General features: G+C 39.9%; 13 protein-coding genes. 10 read left to right on the forward strand and 3 right to left on the reverse strand.

All coding sequences use genetic code 11. The features are described 5' to 3' along the window. Positions 1-17: 17 nt before the first annotated feature. The 4 genes from AAEY62_RS17335 to AAEY62_RS17350 all read left to right on the forward strand — a co-directional run bounded on the left by AAEY62_RS17335 (position 18) and on the right by AAEY62_RS17350 (position 7403). Positions 18-698, forward strand: a complete 681-nt coding sequence (locus tag AAEY62_RS17335) for a CDP-alcohol phosphatidyltransferase family protein (RefSeq protein ID WP_350635519.1) — start codon at positions 18-20, stop codon at positions 696-698. Then, the gene (locus AAEY62_RS17340) at positions 691-1482 is read left to right on the forward strand and encodes a sterol desaturase family protein (protein ID WP_182695378.1); all 792 of its coding nucleotides are present in this window, start codon (positions 691-693) and stop codon (positions 1480-1482) included. The genes AAEY62_RS17335 and AAEY62_RS17340 overlap by 8 nt, the downstream gene beginning before the upstream one ends. A gap of 261 nt (positions 1483-1743) precedes the next feature. Next, positions 1744-4404: a family 16 glycosylhydrolase gene (locus tag AAEY62_RS17345; protein WP_350635521.1), complete on the forward strand. Its 2661-nt coding sequence runs from the start codon at positions 1744-1746 to the stop codon at positions 4402-4404. 65 nt (positions 4405-4469) lie between these two features. After that, positions 4470-7403 carry a TonB-dependent receptor gene (locus AAEY62_RS17350; protein WP_350635523.1) on the forward strand — a complete coding sequence of 978 codons (2934 nt, stop codon included), beginning with the start codon at positions 4470-4472 and terminating at the stop codon, positions 7401-7403. 51 nt (positions 7404-7454) lie between these two features. Here AAEY62_RS17350 and AAEY62_RS17355 read toward each other — a convergent pair whose 3' ends face one another. Together AAEY62_RS17355 and AAEY62_RS17360 are read right to left on the reverse strand one after the other, a co-directional pair. Continuing rightward, positions 7455-8927, reverse strand: a complete 1473-nt coding sequence (locus tag AAEY62_RS17355) for a S41 family peptidase (RefSeq protein WP_350635525.1) — start codon at positions 8925-8927, stop codon at positions 7455-7457. Positions 8928-9056: 129 nt separating this feature from the next. Further along, the gene (locus tag AAEY62_RS17360; RefSeq protein ID WP_157823341.1) at positions 9057-9374 is read right to left on the reverse strand and encodes a hypothetical protein; all 318 of its coding nucleotides are present in this window, start codon (positions 9372-9374) and stop codon (positions 9057-9059) included. Positions 9375-9790: 416 nt separating this feature from the next. Between AAEY62_RS17360 and AAEY62_RS17365 the strand changes: the two genes are divergently transcribed. The 5 genes from AAEY62_RS17365 (at position 9791) to AAEY62_RS17385 (ending at position 16054) form a co-directional block, all read left to right on the forward strand. Beyond that, positions 9791-10354 carry a hypothetical protein gene (locus AAEY62_RS17365; RefSeq protein ID WP_101163227.1) on the forward strand — a complete coding sequence of 188 codons (564 nt, stop codon included), beginning with the start codon at positions 9791-9793 and terminating at the stop codon, positions 10352-10354. 48 nt (positions 10355-10402) lie between these two features. Next, positions 10403-11632: an efflux RND transporter periplasmic adaptor subunit gene (locus tag AAEY62_RS17370; RefSeq protein ID WP_290174254.1), complete on the forward strand. Its 1230-nt coding sequence runs from the start codon at positions 10403-10405 to the stop codon at positions 11630-11632. Between the two features lie 64 nt (positions 11633-11696). Next, entirely contained in the window at positions 11697-12374 is a 678-nt protein-coding gene (locus AAEY62_RS17375) for an ABC transporter ATP-binding protein (protein WP_024591920.1), read from the forward strand. Next, a complete protein-coding gene (locus AAEY62_RS17380; RefSeq protein WP_350635527.1) occupies positions 12361-14700 on the forward strand; it encodes a hypothetical protein in 2340 nt (779 codons plus the stop codon). Before AAEY62_RS17375 ends, AAEY62_RS17380 begins: the two co-directional genes overlap by 14 nt. 322 nt (positions 14701-15022) lie before the next feature. After that, entirely contained in the window at positions 15023-16054 is a 1032-nt protein-coding gene (locus tag AAEY62_RS17385; RefSeq protein ID WP_024607711.1) for a LacI family DNA-binding transcriptional regulator, read from the forward strand. A gap of 95 nt (positions 16055-16149) precedes the next feature. Here AAEY62_RS17385 and gtfA read toward each other — a convergent pair whose 3' ends face one another. Then, on the reverse strand, positions 16150-17622 hold the full coding sequence (gtfA, locus tag AAEY62_RS17390) for a sucrose phosphorylase (protein WP_350635529.1): 1473 nt from the start codon (positions 17620-17622) through the stop codon (positions 16150-16152). 176 nt (positions 17623-17798) lie between these two features. On the opposite strand from gtfA, the gene AAEY62_RS17395 reads away from it, so the two are divergent. Further along, positions 17799-19025 (forward strand): MFS transporter, encoded by a 1227-nt coding sequence (locus AAEY62_RS17395; protein WP_024591931.1) that lies wholly within the window; start codon positions 17799-17801, stop codon positions 19023-19025. Positions 19026-19135: the final 110 nt, after the last annotated feature.

A 19135-nucleotide genomic window follows, 5' to 3' on the forward strand; every position in this document is an offset into this window, starting at 1 on the left:
CGCATAAGGCAAAAAACATGCTAGACAAATTTATCACCCCTGTAATTAAGCCACTTTTAACACCTGTGGTTATGATTATGCATAAACGCGGCATAACCGCCGATCAGCTCACCGTGGTAGGCTTTTTAGTTGGCTTATTAGCCGTGCCATTACTGGCGTTTGAAATCTGGTACGGCGCATTAGTTGCCATTGCTTTAAATAGAATTTTAGATGGACTTGATGGCGCATTAGCACGCTATGCAAACCAAAGTTCAAGCGCGGGTGGCTTTTTAGATATCACACTCGACTTTTTATTTTACGCGGCTATTCCGCTTGGCTTTATTTTGGCAAACCCTGAGCAAAACGCGATAGCGGGATCGTTATTACTTGCCACTTTTATTGGTACGGGCTCAAGCTTTTTAGCTTTTGCGATTGCCGCCGAAAAATTTAAACTCGAAAAACCGCAGTTTAAATACAAAAGCTTTTACTACTTAAATGGCTTAACCGAAGGCACTGAAACAATAGCGCTATTTATTGCATTTTGTATTTGGCCGCAGCACTTTGCAGTTATGGCGAGCATTTTTGCTATTGCGTGTGGCATAACTATTTTTACCCGTATACATGGCGGTTATCACACGCTTAAGCAACAAGAAGCCGATGCTAACAAAGCAGCTGAAAACGTGCCTAGCAGTGCAAATTATGAGGTAATAAATGACTAATGAAGTATGGTGGCGACTCGGCTGTTTTTTTAGCATTTTAATTATAATGATGCTGCTTGAATGGCAAAAGCCTGCTCGCCAAGCACCTATTAAAAGCAGTACACGTTGGTTTGCTAATTTTGGGTTAGTGTTTGCTTCATCAGTTATTGCACGTTTAGTTGTACCCATTGGGTTAACCGCTGTTGCACTTTACAATCAAGAGCACGGCATTGGCTTATTTAATCAAATAGCCCTACCAAGCAGTTTAATTATTATATTGAGCATACTTTTACTCGATATATTAATTTATTGGCAGCATAGATTATTTCATCAAGTGCCTATTTTATGGCGCTTGCACCGTGTACACCACGCCGATGCACATGTTGATACAAGTACGGGCTTGCGCTTTCACCCTATCGAAATTGTACTGAGCATACTTATAAAGCTCATTGCAGTAACAGCTCTTGGCGTACCTGCCATTGCGGTACTTATTTTTGAAATAGCACTTAATGGTTTAGCACTATTTAATCATGCAAATATACGCCTACCTAATGCCATTGAAAAACCACTGCGTTTAATATTAATGACGCAAATATTGCATCGAATTCACCATAGCCAAGTGGTTAGTGAAACTAACTCAAACTATGGCTTTAGTGTAATTTGGTGGGATAAATTATTTGGTAGCTACAAAGATAAAGCAAAAAAAGCCGACGCAGATATAAATATTGGCTTAAAAGAATACCCAAGCCAAAAGCAAAATGCCTCGCTTTGGGGTTTATTGATCATGCCATTTAAAAATAAGTAAACCGCGTACATTCTCGGATTAGTCCTATATTTAATAGGCTCTTATTAAAGAGCCTATTATGAATTAAGTAACACTAAAACGCCTCTTACCGTAAACTAATTGTAAATAAAATAAACAAATATGTTGACCATTTGCGTACTCCACAATATCATTTGTAAGCGCTTACAAAACACAATCTAAAATGTAAGCGCTTACAGCATGAAAAACAAAGCTCAAAAAACAATTAATCTGACAATAATCTGTTGAAACCGGGGTTCAGTTATGAACATTGAAACAACGCACATTACACGTTTACTTGCCGCTATCTCTTTAGTTACGTTAGCTGGCTGTGGTGGTGACTCTGCCACTAAATCAAATTTTGAAAATGTAGATGCCTCTGAGCCAGTATCAGATTGGCAAATGGTTTGGAGCGACGAGTTTGAAGGCTCAGCCATTGATACAAACAAATGGAACTATGAATTAAACTGCGATGGCGGTGGTAACAACGAGAAACAGTGTTACACCGACAGTGAGCAAAATGCATTTATTGCAGACGGTGTGTTAAACATTGTTGCCCTACCCGCTGAAGAAGGTGCAGAAAAACCTTACACTTCAGCGCGCTTAAATACGCGTTACAACGCCGACTTTACATATGGTCGCTTTGAAGTGCGCGCCAAACTTCCATCAGGACAAGGTAGCTGGCCAGCATTTTGGATGCTGCCAACTGATGAAGTTTACGGCACTTGGCCTCGTTCTGGCGAAATAGATGTTTTAGAATCAGTAAACCTTAAAACACCAGATGAAGATGGCGGTATAGAGTCTAGTATCCACGGTACACTTCATTACGGACGCGCGTGGCCAGATAACAGCTACACAGGGCAAGAATACAAATTCCCTGAAGATACTAATCCAGCAGATGATTTCCACACGTATGCTGTTGAATGGCAAGAAGGCGAAATTCGCTGGTACGTAGATGGCTACCTTTATGCAACTCAGCGTCAATCAGAAGTGCGTACTAATGCAAGTGGTGAGGCTGTAGGCCTAAAACATCGTGGTTGGTTTGCAGAATACTTTGAACAAGGTTCTGGCGAGCTTGAAACTCACTGGGATAGCGCACCATTTGATAAAGACTTTCACTTATTGCTAAACCTAGCAGTAGGCGGCGACTGGCCTGAAAACGTTAATGATCTAGGTATAGATGCTAGCGCATTTGAAAACGGCCAAACCTTTGCTATTGATTACGTACGTGTTTATCAATGTGCATCAAACCCTGAAACAGGTAAAGGCTGTGAAACTATTCGCCCAGGTTACAATAGCCTAGACGATGCTTTGCTTGAAGGCGATGCACCAATTCCTAGCCCACCTTCGACAGGCATTGCAACACCACTGACTATTTTTGGTGAGTCATTTAATCCAAATTGGCCTGCATGGGATTGTTGTGGAGGATCTACTCCCGCTATTGTTGCAGATGAAACCCAAGGTAATGTAGTTGAATTTGTAGTAGGTGCAGAACCCACTGTAATGGGCTTTATTAGCCGTGAGATTTTTATTACTGACGAAGCAGGAAAAGCCAGCCCGTTTGATGCATCTCCAATGCTGGATGAAGGTTACGTTCGTTTTAAAATGAAAGTAACAAATGCACCAGGCACTGCTGATACAGCTTGGCTTGTAAAACTTGAAAGTAATGAAGGTTCTAGCGCATTAGAAATGCCGATTACAGATAGCATTGAAGGCGTAAGTCCTGTTGTTGGCCAATGGCAAACTTATACATTTTTATTAAAAGATCTAGATGCTGCAAATTTAGATATTAGTGCAATTGATGTGATCATGGTGTTTCCAGCATGGGGCGCAGGTGAAGGCGCTGTTTATTTAATTGACGATGTTGAGATTACTCAAGATAACTTAGGCGTATCACCTGAGCTTACTATTTTTACTGATGAGCAAAATCTAGCATGGCCAATGTGGGATTGTTGTGGTGGCTCAACCCCTGTTGAAGCTATGGATGATGAAGAGCATGGTTTAACCGCAGAGTTTAGCATTGGTGCAGAGCCTACTGTAATGGGCTTTAATAGCCGCACATCGTCAGGTGGCGCAGGTGAATCGTTTGATGCTAGTAGCATTTTAGATGAAGGCGTTATTCAATTTGATTTAAAAGTAACGTCTGCACCGAGTGACCCAACTACACCGTGGTTGTTTAAAGTTGAGTCAAACGAAGGTGACTCTGCAGTAGAGCTTGAATTAACGGCAAGTGTTGAAGGCGTAGCGCCAGTTACTGGCGAGTGGCAAACATATACGTTTAAGCTGTCTGATCTTGCAGCTGCTGGCTTAGATGTAAGTACTATAGATGTACTAATGATTTTCCCAGCATGGGGTGCAGGTGAAGGCTCTGTTTACCGTGTAGATAACGTTAAGATTTATAATCCAAATGCAGCGCCAGCTGCAACGGGTGAGCTTACTGTCTTTAAAGATGCAGCTGCCGATCAGTGGAGTATTTGGGATTGTTGTGGTGGCTCTACACCAACAACAGAAACCGATGATGACGCGCATGGCGCAGTAGCGCAATTTAGCATTGGTTCTACTGCTACAGTAATGGGCTTTATTGCTGATGAAGACGTATCGTTCGATGCCTCTGCAATACTTGAAAATGGTGTAGTTCAATTTGATATGAAAGTTGTATCAGCCCCTTCAGATATTGACGCACAATGGCTATTTAAAATTGAATCAATTGGTACATCGAGTGCCGTAGAGCTTGCTTTATCTAGCAGTGTTGAAGGCCAAGTACCTGTAACGGGCGAATGGCAAACATACACCTTCTCTCTTCAGCAATTATTTGATGCCGGCTTAGACATTAGCGCATTAAACGTAATTATGGTTTTTCCTAGCTGGGACATGGGCGATGGCGCGCTTTACCGTATAGACAACGTGATTATTGCAAATCCATAAAACACACACCAATAGGCGCTTAGCGCCTATTGCTACACAACAACATTTTATAAAGCAGAGCTATTATGAACACATTCAATTTTAAAAAGAGCCAACTTGCGGCTTCTGTGTCTCTCATCATTGCTGCGAGCACATTAAACACAGCTATTGCGGCAGAAGCAGAAACAAGCGTTTCATCTGATGTAGAAGTTATTGAAGTAAAAGGTATTCGTGGTTCACTTATTCGTTCTATGGATATGAAACGCGACTCTTCTGGCATTGTAGATGCCATTTCATCTGAAGAAATGGGTAAATTCCCAGATACCAACTTAGCAGAATCATTACAACGTATTACCGGCGTATCGGTGAGCCGTGCAAACGGTGAAGGTAGCCAAATTACAGTACGTGGTTTTGGCCCTGAGTTTAACTTAATTACCTTAAATGGCCGCCAAATGCCGGGCACAGGTTATACACGTTCGTATAACCTTGAAAACATCGCCTCTGAAGGTGTAAGTGCCCTTGAAGTATTTAAAACAGCACGTGCAGACGTGCCAAGCGGTGGCTTAGGTGCAACGGTTAATATTTCTACTGCACGCCCTTTTCAAAAGCCGGGTCAGAACTTTTCAGCAACCGTTAAAGCAAACCACGACTCATCAAACGAAGCTGGCGATGACGTAACACCAGAGTTTTCTACTGTTTACAGCAATACTTTTGTAGATGACACTTTTGGCTTTGGTTTTTCGTTTTCGCACCAAGAGCGTGACTTTCAAAAACAAAGTGCCAATATTCAAGGCTGGCAAGCAAACGTAGACCTACCTGATTTAGATAGCAGCAACGTTGTTGATAACCGTACAGATACATCAGGTAACTACTACTTCCCTAAAGACATGAACTACTCTATTGAAGATGTAGAACGTGAACGTACGAACGGACAAGTTACTTTTCAGTTTGCACCGGTAGATGGCTTTGTAGCAACACTTGATTACACCGCAAGTAAAGCTGTAACAGGTTCTCAAAGTATTGGTTGGGGTATTTGGAACGACTTTGGTAGCAATATTAATGGCTACGAACTAGATGAAAATGGTACAGCTGTTTATGCTGATATTAGCGGTAACGATGCATCATTCACAGCTAATAAAGGTACTACAGAAGTAAAAGCGCGCTCTCTAGGTTTAAATCTAGATTGGGAAATTAACGACACGTGGCACGTAGAGCTTGATTACCACGACTCTAAAAACGAAACTGATAACGGCGCCGATAATGGGCTGGGAAGTGCCGGCCAAGTAATTTTAGGTTCTGATCAGCTAGCTAATAAAATTTATGATTACCGTACGGGCGAAGTACCCAGTGCACAAGTTAATTGGTTAAATGGCACAAGTGAATTAACGCCTGGCGAAATTGATTCAAACTTTAGTCAGTTTATTCATTCACCAGGTGAATCAAACATTGAACAATTACAGCTACATACAACATGGTATAACGAAAGCTATGACATTGGTTTAGTTAAAGTTAAATTTGGCGCATCACGTACAGAACAAAACACCGGTGGTTACACCGCGTGGAGTGGTTTAGTAGGTGGTCCAGGCTTTAACCCATCGTATACAGAAATATTCCCAGATAGCATGTTTACCCGCAACGACACATCAGGCCTTTTAGATCAGTTTGATGGCGGCGGCAGCGACTTACAACCTGGTTACTACTATACCTATGACTTTGACGAAGCTGTTGCGCGCCAAATTGCTTATTTAACGGCTGATGTAACGGGTGGCGATGCATATACAGCTAATGCATACGCAGACGGAATAGATAGCGAGAGCTACGTAGAAGAAATAACGAATAGCTTTTATGTTCAATCAAGCTGGGAATTTGACGTAAGTAACTACTACGTAAAAGTAAATGCAGGCCTACGCTATGAGCAAACAGACGTAACAAGTACTGTGCGCCAACGCGTTGAAGATCAAGTTAATTGGATCAGCGCTTCAGAGTGGATCATGCAATACGCTGCTGGCGGCGATGATAACTTCTTAGAGCAACAAGGTGATTACGATGTTTTACTGCCTTCAATCGACGTAAGTGTTGATTTAACTGAAGACGTAGTAGCCCGCGTATCTTGGGGTAAAACAATGTCGCGTGCACCACTAGGTAATCTAGCCGGTGGTCGTAGTTTAACAGGTAGCCCAAAACCAGGTTCTCGTACAGGTGGCCAAGGTAATACAAACTTATTACCGTTTGAATCAACAAACCTTGATTTATCACTTGAGTATTACTACGCAGAAGGCAGCTACGCATCTGTTGGTTACTTTAAAAAAGATGTTGATAACTTTATTCAAACCACCATTACGCAAACCACTATTGATGGCTTGCACGATATTTTAAACGGCCCTCGTTACTTACAAGCCGTAAGCGATATTGAATCACGTGGCGAGCAAGCAACAACCGACGCTATTTTTGCACAAATGATTGCCAGCGGTTACGGCAATGCAAATGGCGTTATTGAGCCAAACAGCGACGATCCGCTAATTACATGGAATATTAGCCAACCACAAAACACCGACAGTAAATCGGTAGATGGTTTTGAAGTAGCTGTTCAGCACTTAATTGGTGAAACCGGTTTTGGTGTAGGTGTTAACGCGACGTTTGTAGATGGCGACGTTGAATTTGATAGCGAAAGCCTTGATCAACAAGCACCACTTACAGGCTTAAGTGACTCAGCTAACTTCCAAGGCTTTTACGAAAAAGACGGCCTATCAGTTAAAATTACTTATGCATGGCGCGACTCATACCTAATTGGTGTAGGCCAAGCGCAAGGTTCAGCTGATGCGCCTCCGCAATATGCTAAAGCGTATGGTCAATGGGATATGAGCGTTAACTACGATGTAAACGAAAACGTAACGGTATTTTTTGATGGCATAAACTTAAACAATGCAACCGAAGAAGGTTACGGACGTTACGAAGAGCAGTTCTTATTTGCTAATCAATACGGTCCTCGTTACTCAATTGGTGCTCGTTACACGTTCTAAACTATTTCCTAGTTAGAAGGTTAAGCCGCTTGTTACAACAAGCGGCTTTTTTTATAGCGTTTTTATTTGCTCAAGCAACACATTGGTTGTCCAATCAAGGCCGTTATACGCCACATCGGGTTTGTAAAAATCCCCTGCCCCTCGCGCTCTGTTTACGTATACTTTGTTAGGTACAATCACTTTGCCTAAGCCTGAAGGTAAATCAGCTAAACGTACCTCCATATACATAGAATCAGCACTACTTGGTGCACCAAATAACGTTGTATTTTCAAAAAGCTTAAACTTATCAAGTGCATCTAAACAAGCACTAGCGCATTGCGGCGGCACTATAACAAACACCTTGTTTTTAAAGTCACTCACTAAAGGCTTTTGTGGTATGTTATTTAGCGTATTAGTCTTTTCTTCTACATAAAACGGGGCATCATTTTCAAGTGATAGAGCCATGCCAGCAGCGACGGTTTTAAAAGTTTTCAGTACTTCGGATTGATCTTTTACAACGTCCAATAAAGACTCTACATAGTCAGTATTATCTTTTGATGCTCTCCACCATACTTGCGTGTTTTGAGAAGTATTATTTGCTTTTTGCTCTACTACTTTTTGGCCCCATAATCCTTTTGCTATTTGTGAGCTCCAATAAGATGATCCACCTTGGTTATGGCGCAAATCTAATACCACGGCTTTTGCAGTAAGTAACTTGCTACGTTGCTGTTGTATTTTTTCAAACACTTTATTGTAGGCAGCAGTTTGTTTATCGGTTGATGAAAAGCTAGGCATAGCAATCCAACCAATGTTTTTTTCAGGCCACGTTAAATCAATGGGGAGTTCATCACCGTTGTAGGCATTTTCTAAATGCTTACTTGCTGACTTAGGCCTCACAGACCAATTTAATACGTGTGTATAGGTATCGCCATTGGCTTTAACAAATTCGCATTCTTTTAGAGGAGTTAAAAATGGATTGCCCTCGTCAATTAGTAACCGCCAACCTTGCTGCCACCAATGCCCAGGTTGTGCAACTTCACCATGAAACTTAAATATTCTCTCACGCATTAAGGTATCAGTGCTTTGCCCATCACATTGGCTTACAACGTCGCCTTTACTAATATTGTTGGTTTCGCTGTAATACACTTTTAGCGCATCACCTCGCCACACAGTTCTAAAGCCCGGCCAGCGGCGTGCGGGTCTATCTACGCTTGAAAACGCACCCGCGTGGCCATCTTGTAATACAGTACTAAAACGAGAAATTGCCGCTACATGCGCCTGCGGCCCACTCGCTTGAGCCGAGAGTTTAAGTGCCTCCGCTTTTGCTTGTTTTAATAAATCAGGAAAAGTTGGGTTATTAACATCAAACATACCAGGATGATTTTGTGCAGTAATACTATAAGCCGCGTTAATATCGCGCTCTGTTATGCTGCGCCACTGCTCAAGTGTAGTAGGTAGAATGGGTTCTTGTGCAGCATTTATAACTGGTGATAGTAATAAAGCGCAGAGCAATACATGATTGGTTATTTTTGTTTTTATAGTCATAAAAATCCGTTTAAATGTTGTGGTATATATAATTTAAGATGCGTGTTTTATTTAATACCGCTCAAAGGCGCACCATTTTAAAGTTTTCAATAGCTAAATTTTACTAGTTACCCACCTCACGGCGAGTTGTTATGTTTTGGCAACTTGAAACCTGCCGTGTTTAACCCAACCACAAAAAAATACAAAACTAACAACACCCTGAATTAAAATAATCCAGAACAAAGACTCCTCGAGGAAATCTGGATAGTTCAGGGTATGTATCAATGAGATTAAGCCGAACACGCTACCAAAACTAAGCAAGCCTAGTATGCTCAAAGTAGAAAAGTAGCCAATATTCTTTCTAGACACTATGCCGTAAATGGCAACGGCTACTAAACAAAGATAAATCGCTGATGAAACTATAGTTAGACCATTTAGCTCCCCGTCTACAATTTGTTCCTGAGTCAACTTAACTCCTCTCATTAGAAGAAGTAGTATTAACCAGCCAATAGTTAGATTTTTCATCATACTCTCTGTGAACGTAACGAGCCTATAAATTAACTCGTTTTTTATTTTTTATTAATAAACAAACCATAGCTGAGTTCCTATTTTGGTTCAATCTATTGCTGTACTTTTACTCAGCATATAAAAAAGAGTTTAATGTTGTTTTAATTGGCGTTTTAAAAGAGATTACGGGTGTTTTAATTGGCGTTTTAAAAGAGATTACGGGTGTTTGAGTGGCTTTTATTTAGACTAAAAAAGCAAGGTTTATGATAAGTGTCTAGTTTAACTTTAAAAAATAAACATTTTATTTACAAAATAAAAACCATTAGATAGTATAGAAAGTACCCAATTTAGGGTTTGCATTTTAAATGGAGATTAAAATGATAAAACACCTTCTAAAACACGCTTTCTCTGCATTACTTTTTACCCATATGAGTAGCTTTGCCGAGATACAGATCACTGAAGAAATGAAAAGCTTTACTGATAAAGCCAATAAAGTAGAACAGTGGCAACTCGGCACTACCAAGCGCTTTGATACCTTTGAACAGTTTTTTTTAAACGCAGGCGGCGATGCATACTACCAAACAGGCTATATTTTTGATATTGAAAGCGAGCATTGGCTCAGCTATGAAGAGGCAATTAAAATCGCCCCTGATTTAAAAAGTATCTTAAACAGTGAGCAACTCAACGTTAATATCACCCGTGAAGAGTTTCTCGCTTTTACAAATATACAAGTACCTACAAACACACATTATGTGTATTTATACTTTGATACACCCACTGCAAAAGATGGCAGTTACTTATATTCCGAAGGAGGGGCTTTTACAGACTCATTAATAAAAGCCATCAAACGACGAAAAAGTGCTGCACTTACTCTGAAAAAGCATGCAACTATCCCGTGGTATTTAATTGAGATCCCATTAATAGGGTTCAACCCGCAATAGTGTTTAATTTGTAGCGCCATGCGTGCTTAGTAGCTAAAAGGGCAATAAATGTTAACTATTCCAAAGCAAGATTCTAACTTAATAAAATCGCGAACTGTTTTACTGTTTGCTTTGGGTGTATTGGTATTAGTGGTAACAATTTGGCTTGTGCTAACGGTATTATTTAGTGATAAAGCTTACGAAATCAAATATTCAGCGGTAGAAAAAGGTGCAGTACAGCAGCAAGTTGCCGTGTTTGGTCGGTTAAAACCCCGCGTGTCAAGTAGTTTAGTGGCACAAATTGATGGCCATGTAAGCCAATTAAATGTGCTGCCGGGTAGTCATTTAGCCAGCAATACCGTTGTACTTACGTTATCTAACCCGCAGTTATTACGCCAATACGATATAGCAAAATTAAACTGGCAAAAAGCACAAGCAATGCATGTATCAGCACTAGCTAAATTACAGCGCGAAGCAACGCAACTGGCTAACGACGTTGCTATGGCGCAAAGCGAACTAAAATTTGCAGAGCAAGAAATTGCCACTTTAGATGTATTACATAAACAGCAGCTACTAAGTGAGCTTGATTTTTTAAAAGCTAAAACGCGGCTTGAACAAATTCGCTTAAAATTAGATTTAACAAAACGCAGTGAAAAAGCTTTTTTAACGGCGCGTGAGTATGAGGAAAAAGCATTAGACCTAACCCTTGAATCTGAAAAACAACAGCTCGCCCTCACATACAGCGATGTACAAAATCTTGAAATAAAAACCTCACAAGGTGGTATTTTAACAGAGTTGCTTGATGAAATTGATGTTGGGCAAGCCGTGAGTAAAGGAACGGTACTGGCTAAACTATCAGATAAAAATAGCCTTTATGCCGAATTACTCGCCCCCGCAAGCGCAGCTGATACTATAAAAATAGGCATGCCTGTGAAGGTTGAAATTAAAGGCACTTTATATAACGCAAAAGTTGTGCGGGTGTTTCCAAGTATTGAGGCGAATCAAATAAAACTAGAAGCTGCATTTATACAGCAAGTACCTACATCTGCAATCAGTAACTTATCTATTGCTGCCAACGTATTAGTAGCAGACAAAGCAAACGCATTACGTATCGCCAAACCCATTTATTTAAACCCTCGCCAACTAACACAAAATGTATATATATACGAAGAGGGAGAAATTTTTGCTAAAGAAGTAACAATAGGCTTACAGGGTGAGCAATATATTGAAATTTTAGCTGGGTTAAATGAAGGGGATTTAGTATTAAGCACACTTCCAAATGATTTAACTGAATTATAAAAGCGATGTAAAAATAAAAATAGGTATAACAATAAAAACAACAACCCCAGCTAAGGAGCGCACAGTGGAGCAGTTAATTACGTTAGAGCAAGTATCAAAGTCATTTTCAGCCAATGCCAAGCCTGTATTGGAAGACATTAATTTAACAATTAATGATGGTGAATCAATCGCTATTTTGGGCCCTTCTGGTAGTGGTAAGTCAACTCTATTATCTATTATTGGTTTACTCGATGAACCAACGGCTGGTGACTATTTACTGCGTAGTGAAAACATTACAGCGTTGACCCGTAAACAAAAGAGTTTGGTGCGCAATGCCCACATAGGCTGGATATTTCAAAACTTTAATTTAATAGCCAGTATGACAGTGCTGGAGAATGTAGTGCAGCCTATGCGCTTTAATAAAGCCATAAAATCTAGTGAGTACATTGACCGTGCAAAAGAGGCGCTTAATGATGTGGGGTTACTAGACAAACACGCCACCACGCCAGATAAGCTTTCGGGTGGCCAACAGCAACGTGTTGCCATTGCAAGGGCTCTGGTAAATAAACCTGCGCTGATATTAGCGGATGAACCGACGGGAAACCTTGATCAAGCTACGGGTGATGAAGTAATTGCGTTATTACAGACGCTATGTGATAAAGGCAGCACACTCATAGTCGTTACACACGATGAAAGCGTTGCACAACGCTGCAAGCGCCGAATCAGAATTTTAGATGGACGGATAGATTATGATGGTAAGTAATCTAGGCTTTGAGCTGTTGACACAATGGCGACGTTGGCGTGGGCAATATTTAAAACTGGCTATATTATTACTTGGATTTGCTTTAACCGCCGCCCTCTTAAGTATCGCGTTGCGCTTAGGCAGCATGCTTTTTTATGAAAACCCAAGCTGGACCAATACAAATAAGCCTTTGTATACCCTAGGCAGGTTGAGCGAAGATAACCGTTTAAGTGCAGTTAGTAAACAAGCGCTTGATCAGCTAAAAACACTACCAATGGTTGAAGATGTATCATGGCTCGTGTTTAAAGAATTCAACTTTTCGATTGATAACGCAAAGTTAAGCAACGTCAGAAGTGCTATTTTTTCACCCAATATGGCCGACAATTTAGCGATTGACGTGCTAAAAAATAACAAAGTGTCTGGTGCGTGGATCACTGAAAAGTTTTGGCGAGAAACACTCAAAAGTGATGCCAATATTAAAGGAAAAATACTTTCCTATAAACGCCTTGAGCGAGGTATACAAATTCTTGGTGTTTTAAATAAAAAATATAACCAAGTGGGAGTTAATCATGTCGATGTATGGCTACCAGAAGATATTTTGCGCTATTCCACTCCTTTTACCAATGACTCAATGGTAGACCGATTTTTACAAGCTGCACCTTTATATTATGGCGTGTTCTCTGCAAAAATGTCTTTTGATCCTGAGCAAACAAAAAAACAATTGGAGAGTATAGATTTAAGTGTTAAAGGTATGTCTTTTGGTAAATCACCATTGCCGCTAGTTATTTTCTCGGGCATAAATTTTGACCCTAAGTCGTATCAGCATATGGTACTACTATGGCAATTATTATTAGGTTTAATTGTTACGCTATTTTTTATTTTAACATTTAGTTTATTTTCAATTTCCAGCAGTAAAGCTATTGTGTTTGCCGATGAGTATAAAACCTTACAGTTGTTAGGCGCACAATCGAACGACTTTATTCGACCTGCGCTCCTTTTTTCATGTCTGAAAATCGTGGTAATAAGTTTGCTTAGTGTATTAAGTCTATACTTACTTAGTCAGTTAATAACTAGCAGTACCAGCTACCAATTATTATTTACTGATAAATACTTGTCTGTAGATAGTGTAAGTTTTATCAGTGCAATCGCAATGATAACTGTGAGCGTAATTTTATGTTCACTCATACCCCTTGTAAATTTGCTCAAGGGATCATTGTTTACTCGTATGGCAAATACTCGGGTGTCGTTGTTTCAAAAGGCGTTAGCCGGAGGAATTTTAGTCATTCAATTAAGCGTTGCTCTAACAGCCACCTATGCGCTGAGTAATGTTGCTCTCTCTCAGTGGCAAAAATATAAACACAGCAATATTAACTTATCTGTTGCTCAGGTAAGTGTAGACTCTGGACACTTTGCGATTTCTTGGCGCCAAGCCTTAAATAAGATACAGCAAGTAGACCCGCAAGCAGTAATTTTGTCATCCCCTTTTGAAAAATTACAACAGTATACGCTTGCAGGGCAAGGTGCAAAGGAAGCTATGGATATCAAAACAAGCTATGTGAGTAGCCATTTTTTTGATTTACTTGATGTGGATGTTCAAGGGAAACAATTAGCTAATTGGCAAAATGGTGTGATCATCAACCACGCCCTTGCTAAGCATTTAAGTAGTACGCAAGAGCTGAGTTCACTCATTGGCACGACGATTAGTTACGGTTTAGAAAACCAGCAACTCACAATTATTGGGATCAGTGAGGATATTCCTCATTGGGGTCGCAGGCAAAGCATTATGCCCACTTTATACTTACCCTTGAATATATATGATGAGGAAGTGTTAAAAAATTTTTCAATTCTATCAAGCAACATTGACGCACTTAGTAACAACAGTGACTTTAATCGTTGGTTAAGCGAACAAGCCTCAAATATTAATATCCATAAAGCAGCAACATTAGCAGATATTTTGGCCAAATTTGATCAACAATCAACTGATTTACTTTGGTTTGGATTAATAATTACACTGATCATTCTTGCAGGGATCTTTAGTGGCTTATGGTATCAAGTACTCGCGCAACTTAGGCTAGATAAACAATCTATTTGTGTATTGTTAGCTATAGGGGCTACTGACGGTTTTATCGTTTTTAATCGCTGCAAACAAATACTCTTTGCTTTTATATTGGCGCTCATTACGTGTTTTATTTTTTATGAATTGATTGGATCAACTTTACTTGGCTTTGACTTACTTGCATTATTCATCGCACTTTTAACCACACTAATATTATGTGTAACTGCAACGTTGTCGCCTTTAGTTAAATTACTTAAAACCCCTATTCAGCAAGCTTTAAGAGACTTGTAGGTGATATTAGGCTGTGTGTGGATATACATAGCCTAATTTAGCAATCACTTATTTAGCCTATATAAGGCCCTAATAAAAGAAGCGTGAACACAAATTATAGATGAAGTTAGCGCCCCAATTAAAAATCGTCAATCAGCCAAGTGTCACAAAAATTAATAATGTTATTTAAATCATATAGCACTGTATTAGCATAGCTTTAAAGCAGTTAGGCTTTTTAGTTTAAGTGTAATCACCAACAATTAAGACTATTTTGCAAATTTGCCCTTTGCTAACGCCCTGAATATGTTAGTTTATTAACATGAGTATTGAGTAAAGAATTGGTATGAGTAAGCAAACCCGCTGGACCCTAAAAAGTATTGCTAAAGAGTTAGGTGTGTCTAACGCGACAGTATCTAATGCGTTTAATCGCCCTGATCAGCTATCGGCTAAACGCCGAGACGATATTCTCGCAGCGTGTAAAAATTTGGGCTATTACGGGCCTAATAAGGCCGCGCAATCATTGCGTAATGGCACATTTAATATTGTCGCTTTAGTGCTGCCCGATAGTGTGGAGTATATGGTGTCGGACCCTGTAGCTAGTAGCTTTATGCGCGGTGTTACCTCAGTGCTTGAAAAAAATGGCATTAATGTTTTATTGTTTTCAGGTAATAGCGATAACCTTAACAACGTGGTCGACTTTGTAGATGGCTTTATTTGTTATGGCCGCCCTCGTAATAACGCGTTAGTTGAGCAGTTAAAAACAGTGTCTAAACATGTAGTGACAATTGATTTTGATATTGCTCGCAATGCCTCTGTAAATATTAATAACGAGCAAGCAAGTTACGAAATTGCTAAACACGTACTACATAATCAAAACGATAAAGTGGCTATATTAGGGCTTAGGTTACTTGATGAAAACGTATTATGCCGCGTGTATGAGCATCACGAATTTGAAACCGGACAATCTATTTCGCATCAACGTTTACGTGGTTATCAACGCGCTTTAAGCGAGGCAAATATTACGGTAGCTGACGATCGCATTTGGAACATTCCTGAAAGTAGCGAACGTTTTGCCAATATTGCTGCAAAAGAAGTACTTAGTGCATCACCGCGTCCTAACGTTATTATTTGTATGAGTGATTTAATTGCGCTTGCCACAATGCGAGAAGCAATAAAACAAGGCATAAAAATAGGTGAAGAACTGCGTATTGTGGGCTTTGATGGTATTGATGAAGCAGCCCGGTTTGTACCTCGCCTCACCACTATTCATCAAAACAGCCAAGAAAAAGGCGTTATAGCCGCCGAATTATTTATTTCTAAAGAAGAAAAAACTCAGGAAGTCAGTTACGAATTAGAGATTGGTGCGAGTAGTTAGCTTACAAACCTTGCAATAGTTTTATGTGTTAAAAAGCCAAGCTACTTAAGCTTGGCTTTTGCTTTACATGGCGTTTGTAAATTACTTTTATAGTATTAAGCTAAAAATGAATTTAAGTTAATCGTTGTTTCTTCATCACCGTTTACTTGCGTAATAAGCGCATGGCGTAATTTAAAATCAACAGTAAGTGAAATAGTTTGCTCATCTAGTTGCCACGATAAACAACATATACTGCCTTCACCTTGGGCACTAAATTCACCTGCAAACGCGGGGTGTGAATTGCGAATTTTAATTAATTCAATTAAACCTTTTACTACAGGCTTATTTAAGGCTTTGTCGATTATATTTGCATCTAAATATGGGCGGTTAATATCACGGCCAACATTTGTATTTGTCAGTAATTCCATGTCGTTTTCGCAAGCAAATAGGCCGCCGTAATAAACTTGTGGTACACCTGGAGCAAAAAATTGAATTGCACGCGACAGTAAGTAATCAAAGTCTTTAGCACCTAATGCGTTGTAGTACGTACAGTTAACTTGATATAAGTCGACATTACTCGCCGCAGCGCCCGTAGCTTGGCGGCTTTGATTGTTGCTGTTGCCGTGCATTGTTTCGACTAGGTTATCAATCTGCTGTGCATTTAATAACCCTGCTTTGTCGCCCATTGGTCCTGCGTCAATAATGCCAATACCGTCGTGTGTATCAAGTACGGTTAAGCAATTACGTGGCGAAATTTGTAACCATTTGAGAAGTGCATCTACATCGTTGTTAAATAAGCTGTGTAAAATAAGCGGTGGTAACGCAAAGTCGTAAACCATATTTACGCGTTTTGCCACTTCTACCTGAGTTTGATAATGGCTATGAATTTCTGCAATGGTTTCCATGCCTAAATCGTTTGCCTGCTTAGATAAGTTATCTAGGTAGCCAAACGTTTCATCAAGCATAAAGCAGTTAGTACCCGCTTGCTTAATGGCGTAACCCGCCGCATCTAAACGAATAATATTTACATTGTTAGCCGAAAATTTAGTAAGTACGTTACTTAAATACGCAACACCGGCTTCTACTTTTACATTTATATCGATTTGATTGTCGGTAAATGTGGTCCAAAAATCATAGGTTTTACCATCACCACATTTCATTGAGGTAAAGCAACTGCCAGGACGCGGGCGGTAAATTGCTTTTTGCTCAGCTTCGCTCATACCACCGGGAAAAACATCTTCTTTGGTTAAAAACAAATCCCAAAATTCTGATGCCTTACCTTTAGCTAATACATCTTGAAACTGAAAAGATTGCGCTGATACATGGTTAACAATTAGGTCTGCCATTAAGTCGAGATCTTTACCTAATACTTGTATGTCTTCCCAAGTGCCTATTCTAGAATCAACTTCACTATGATCAATAGGGTCAAAGCCAGCATCGCTGCCATCAATAGGATTGTAAAATGGCAATAAGTGCACACCACCAAATACGCCTTTTAAAGGGCCGTTTAAAAGTGTGGTTAGCGCGCCTATATTTTGGCCAGTGATTCGATCAGCATATGTGATCAATTGAACTTTATTCTTCATCATTATGTGATTACCATGTTGAAACTTAATCGATTAAGATATATCTTTAACTAGCGAGTAAGAATTTACAAGTAATTTTTAATAATTTTACATACAAATTTCGTGGCTCACGTAATACTACAGTAAGCAACTGACTGACTTACGAAGTGTTAATAGAGAATTTAACGAGGAATAAACACATGACAAAATCACACACACACGTAAGCAGCGACCCACTGCAACAAATACGTTGGCTTACATACATGATGTTTTTTATGTTTGCCATGACCTCTGACGCAGTCGGCATGATAATCCCCGAACTTATAAAAGATTTCGGTTTGAGCATGACTCAAGCTAGTGCATTTCATTACGCTCCCATGGCATTAATAGCCTTTAGTGGGTTATTTTTAGGCTTTTTAGCTGACAGCCTTGGCCGTAAAAAAACCATTATGCTAGGTCTATTAATATTTTCTGCGAGTTGTTTTTTATTTGCATTTAGCACCAGTTTTACCTTCTTTTTAGTATTGCTTTGCTGCATAGGCTTGGCCATTGGTTTATTTAAAACCGGCGCACTGGCATTGCTTGGCGATATTTCACATAGTAACGACGACCATACTAAAACCATGAACAAGGTTGAGGGCTTTTTTGGCATTGGCGCTATTGTAGGCCCTGCCCTAGTTGGTGTTTTATTAGTGCAAAACGTAAGTTGGACATACCTGTATATTATTGCGGGCGTAATGTGTTTAATTCTTGCTTTATTAGCATGGCGCGCAGACTACCCTGACGTAGTTAAAACAACTGAAAAGCCAGCCTCTTTGGCCACCACCCTGAAAATGGTAAAAAACCCTTATGCACTTGGCTTTTCTTTAGCTATTGCACTTTATGTAGCGACTGAAGTGGCTATTTATGTATGGATGCCAACGCTATTAAAGGACTACACAGGCTCTTGGCCGCTCCTTGCCACTTATGCACTTACTATATTTTTTATACTACGTGCTGCAGGTCGTTTTATTGCCGTATGGTTACTAAATCGTTATAGCTGGCAAGGTGTTATGGCTTATTTAAGCTTAGGCATTGCGCTTTGTTATGTGGGTACACTTATTGGTGGCGTTGACTGGGCTGTAGGGTTACTACCTCTTTCAGGTTTATTTATGTCTATGGTTTATCCAACTTTAAACTCTAAAGGTATCTCGTGTTTTCCTGCAGAGCGCCATGGAGCCGTAGCCGGCGTTATATTATTTTTTACCGCATTATCAGCTGCTTTAGCTCCTTTATTTATGGGTATGATCAGCGATTACTTTGGCCATGTGCGCTATGGCTTTTACTTAGCCACAGGGTTTGCCGTGATTTTATTTATAGCTATGTTGTTCAATTATTTACGCGACCCATCAATGAGTGCTTTACAAGAAAGTAACCCAACAGCTTAATAAACTTGTATCTCAATACAATAAAAAAACACTTCGCGGATTCAAATCTGAAGTGCATAACGTTTAGGCGGCTTTAGCCGCCAAGTGATCCTGCATCAATTTTGCAGGCG

It is taken from the genome of Pseudoalteromonas sp. GW168-MNA-CIBAN-0100 (genome assembly GCF_040309225.1).
Lineage (GTDB): Bacteria > Pseudomonadota > Gammaproteobacteria > Enterobacterales > Alteromonadaceae > Pseudoalteromonas > Pseudoalteromonas arctica.

Coding starts and splice junctions, on each gene's coding strand:
- gtfA (WP_350635529.1), bottom strand. CDS start 17,622: ATGATGAAGAATAAAGTTCAATTGATCACATATGCTGATCGAATCACT.
- AAEY62_RS17370 (WP_290174254.1), top strand. CDS start 10,403: ATGTTAACTATTCCAAAGCAAGATTCTAACTTAATAAAATCGCGAACT.
- AAEY62_RS17365 (WP_101163227.1), top strand. CDS start 9,791: ATGATAAAACACCTTCTAAAACACGCTTTCTCTGCATTACTTTTTACC.
- AAEY62_RS17385 (WP_024607711.1), top strand. CDS start 15,023: ATGAGTAAGCAAACCCGCTGGACCCTAAAAAGTATTGCTAAAGAGTTA.
- AAEY62_RS17350 (WP_350635523.1), top strand. CDS start 4,470: ATGAACACATTCAATTTTAAAAAGAGCCAACTTGCGGCTTCTGTGTCT.
- AAEY62_RS17395 (WP_024591931.1), top strand. CDS start 17,799: ATGACAAAATCACACACACACGTAAGCAGCGACCCACTGCAACAAATA.
- AAEY62_RS17345 (WP_350635521.1), top strand. CDS start 1,744: ATGAACATTGAAACAACGCACATTACACGTTTACTTGCCGCTATCTCT.
- AAEY62_RS17340 (WP_182695378.1), top strand. CDS start 691: ATGACTAATGAAGTATGGTGGCGACTCGGCTGTTTTTTTAGCATTTTA.
- AAEY62_RS17355 (WP_350635525.1), bottom strand. CDS start 8,927: ATGACTATAAAAACAAAAATAACCAATCATGTATTGCTCTGCGCTTTA.
- AAEY62_RS17335 (WP_350635519.1), top strand. CDS start 18: ATGCTAGACAAATTTATCACCCCTGTAATTAAGCCACTTTTAACACCT.
- AAEY62_RS17380 (WP_350635527.1), top strand. CDS start 12,361: ATGATGGTAAGTAATCTAGGCTTTGAGCTGTTGACACAATGGCGACGT.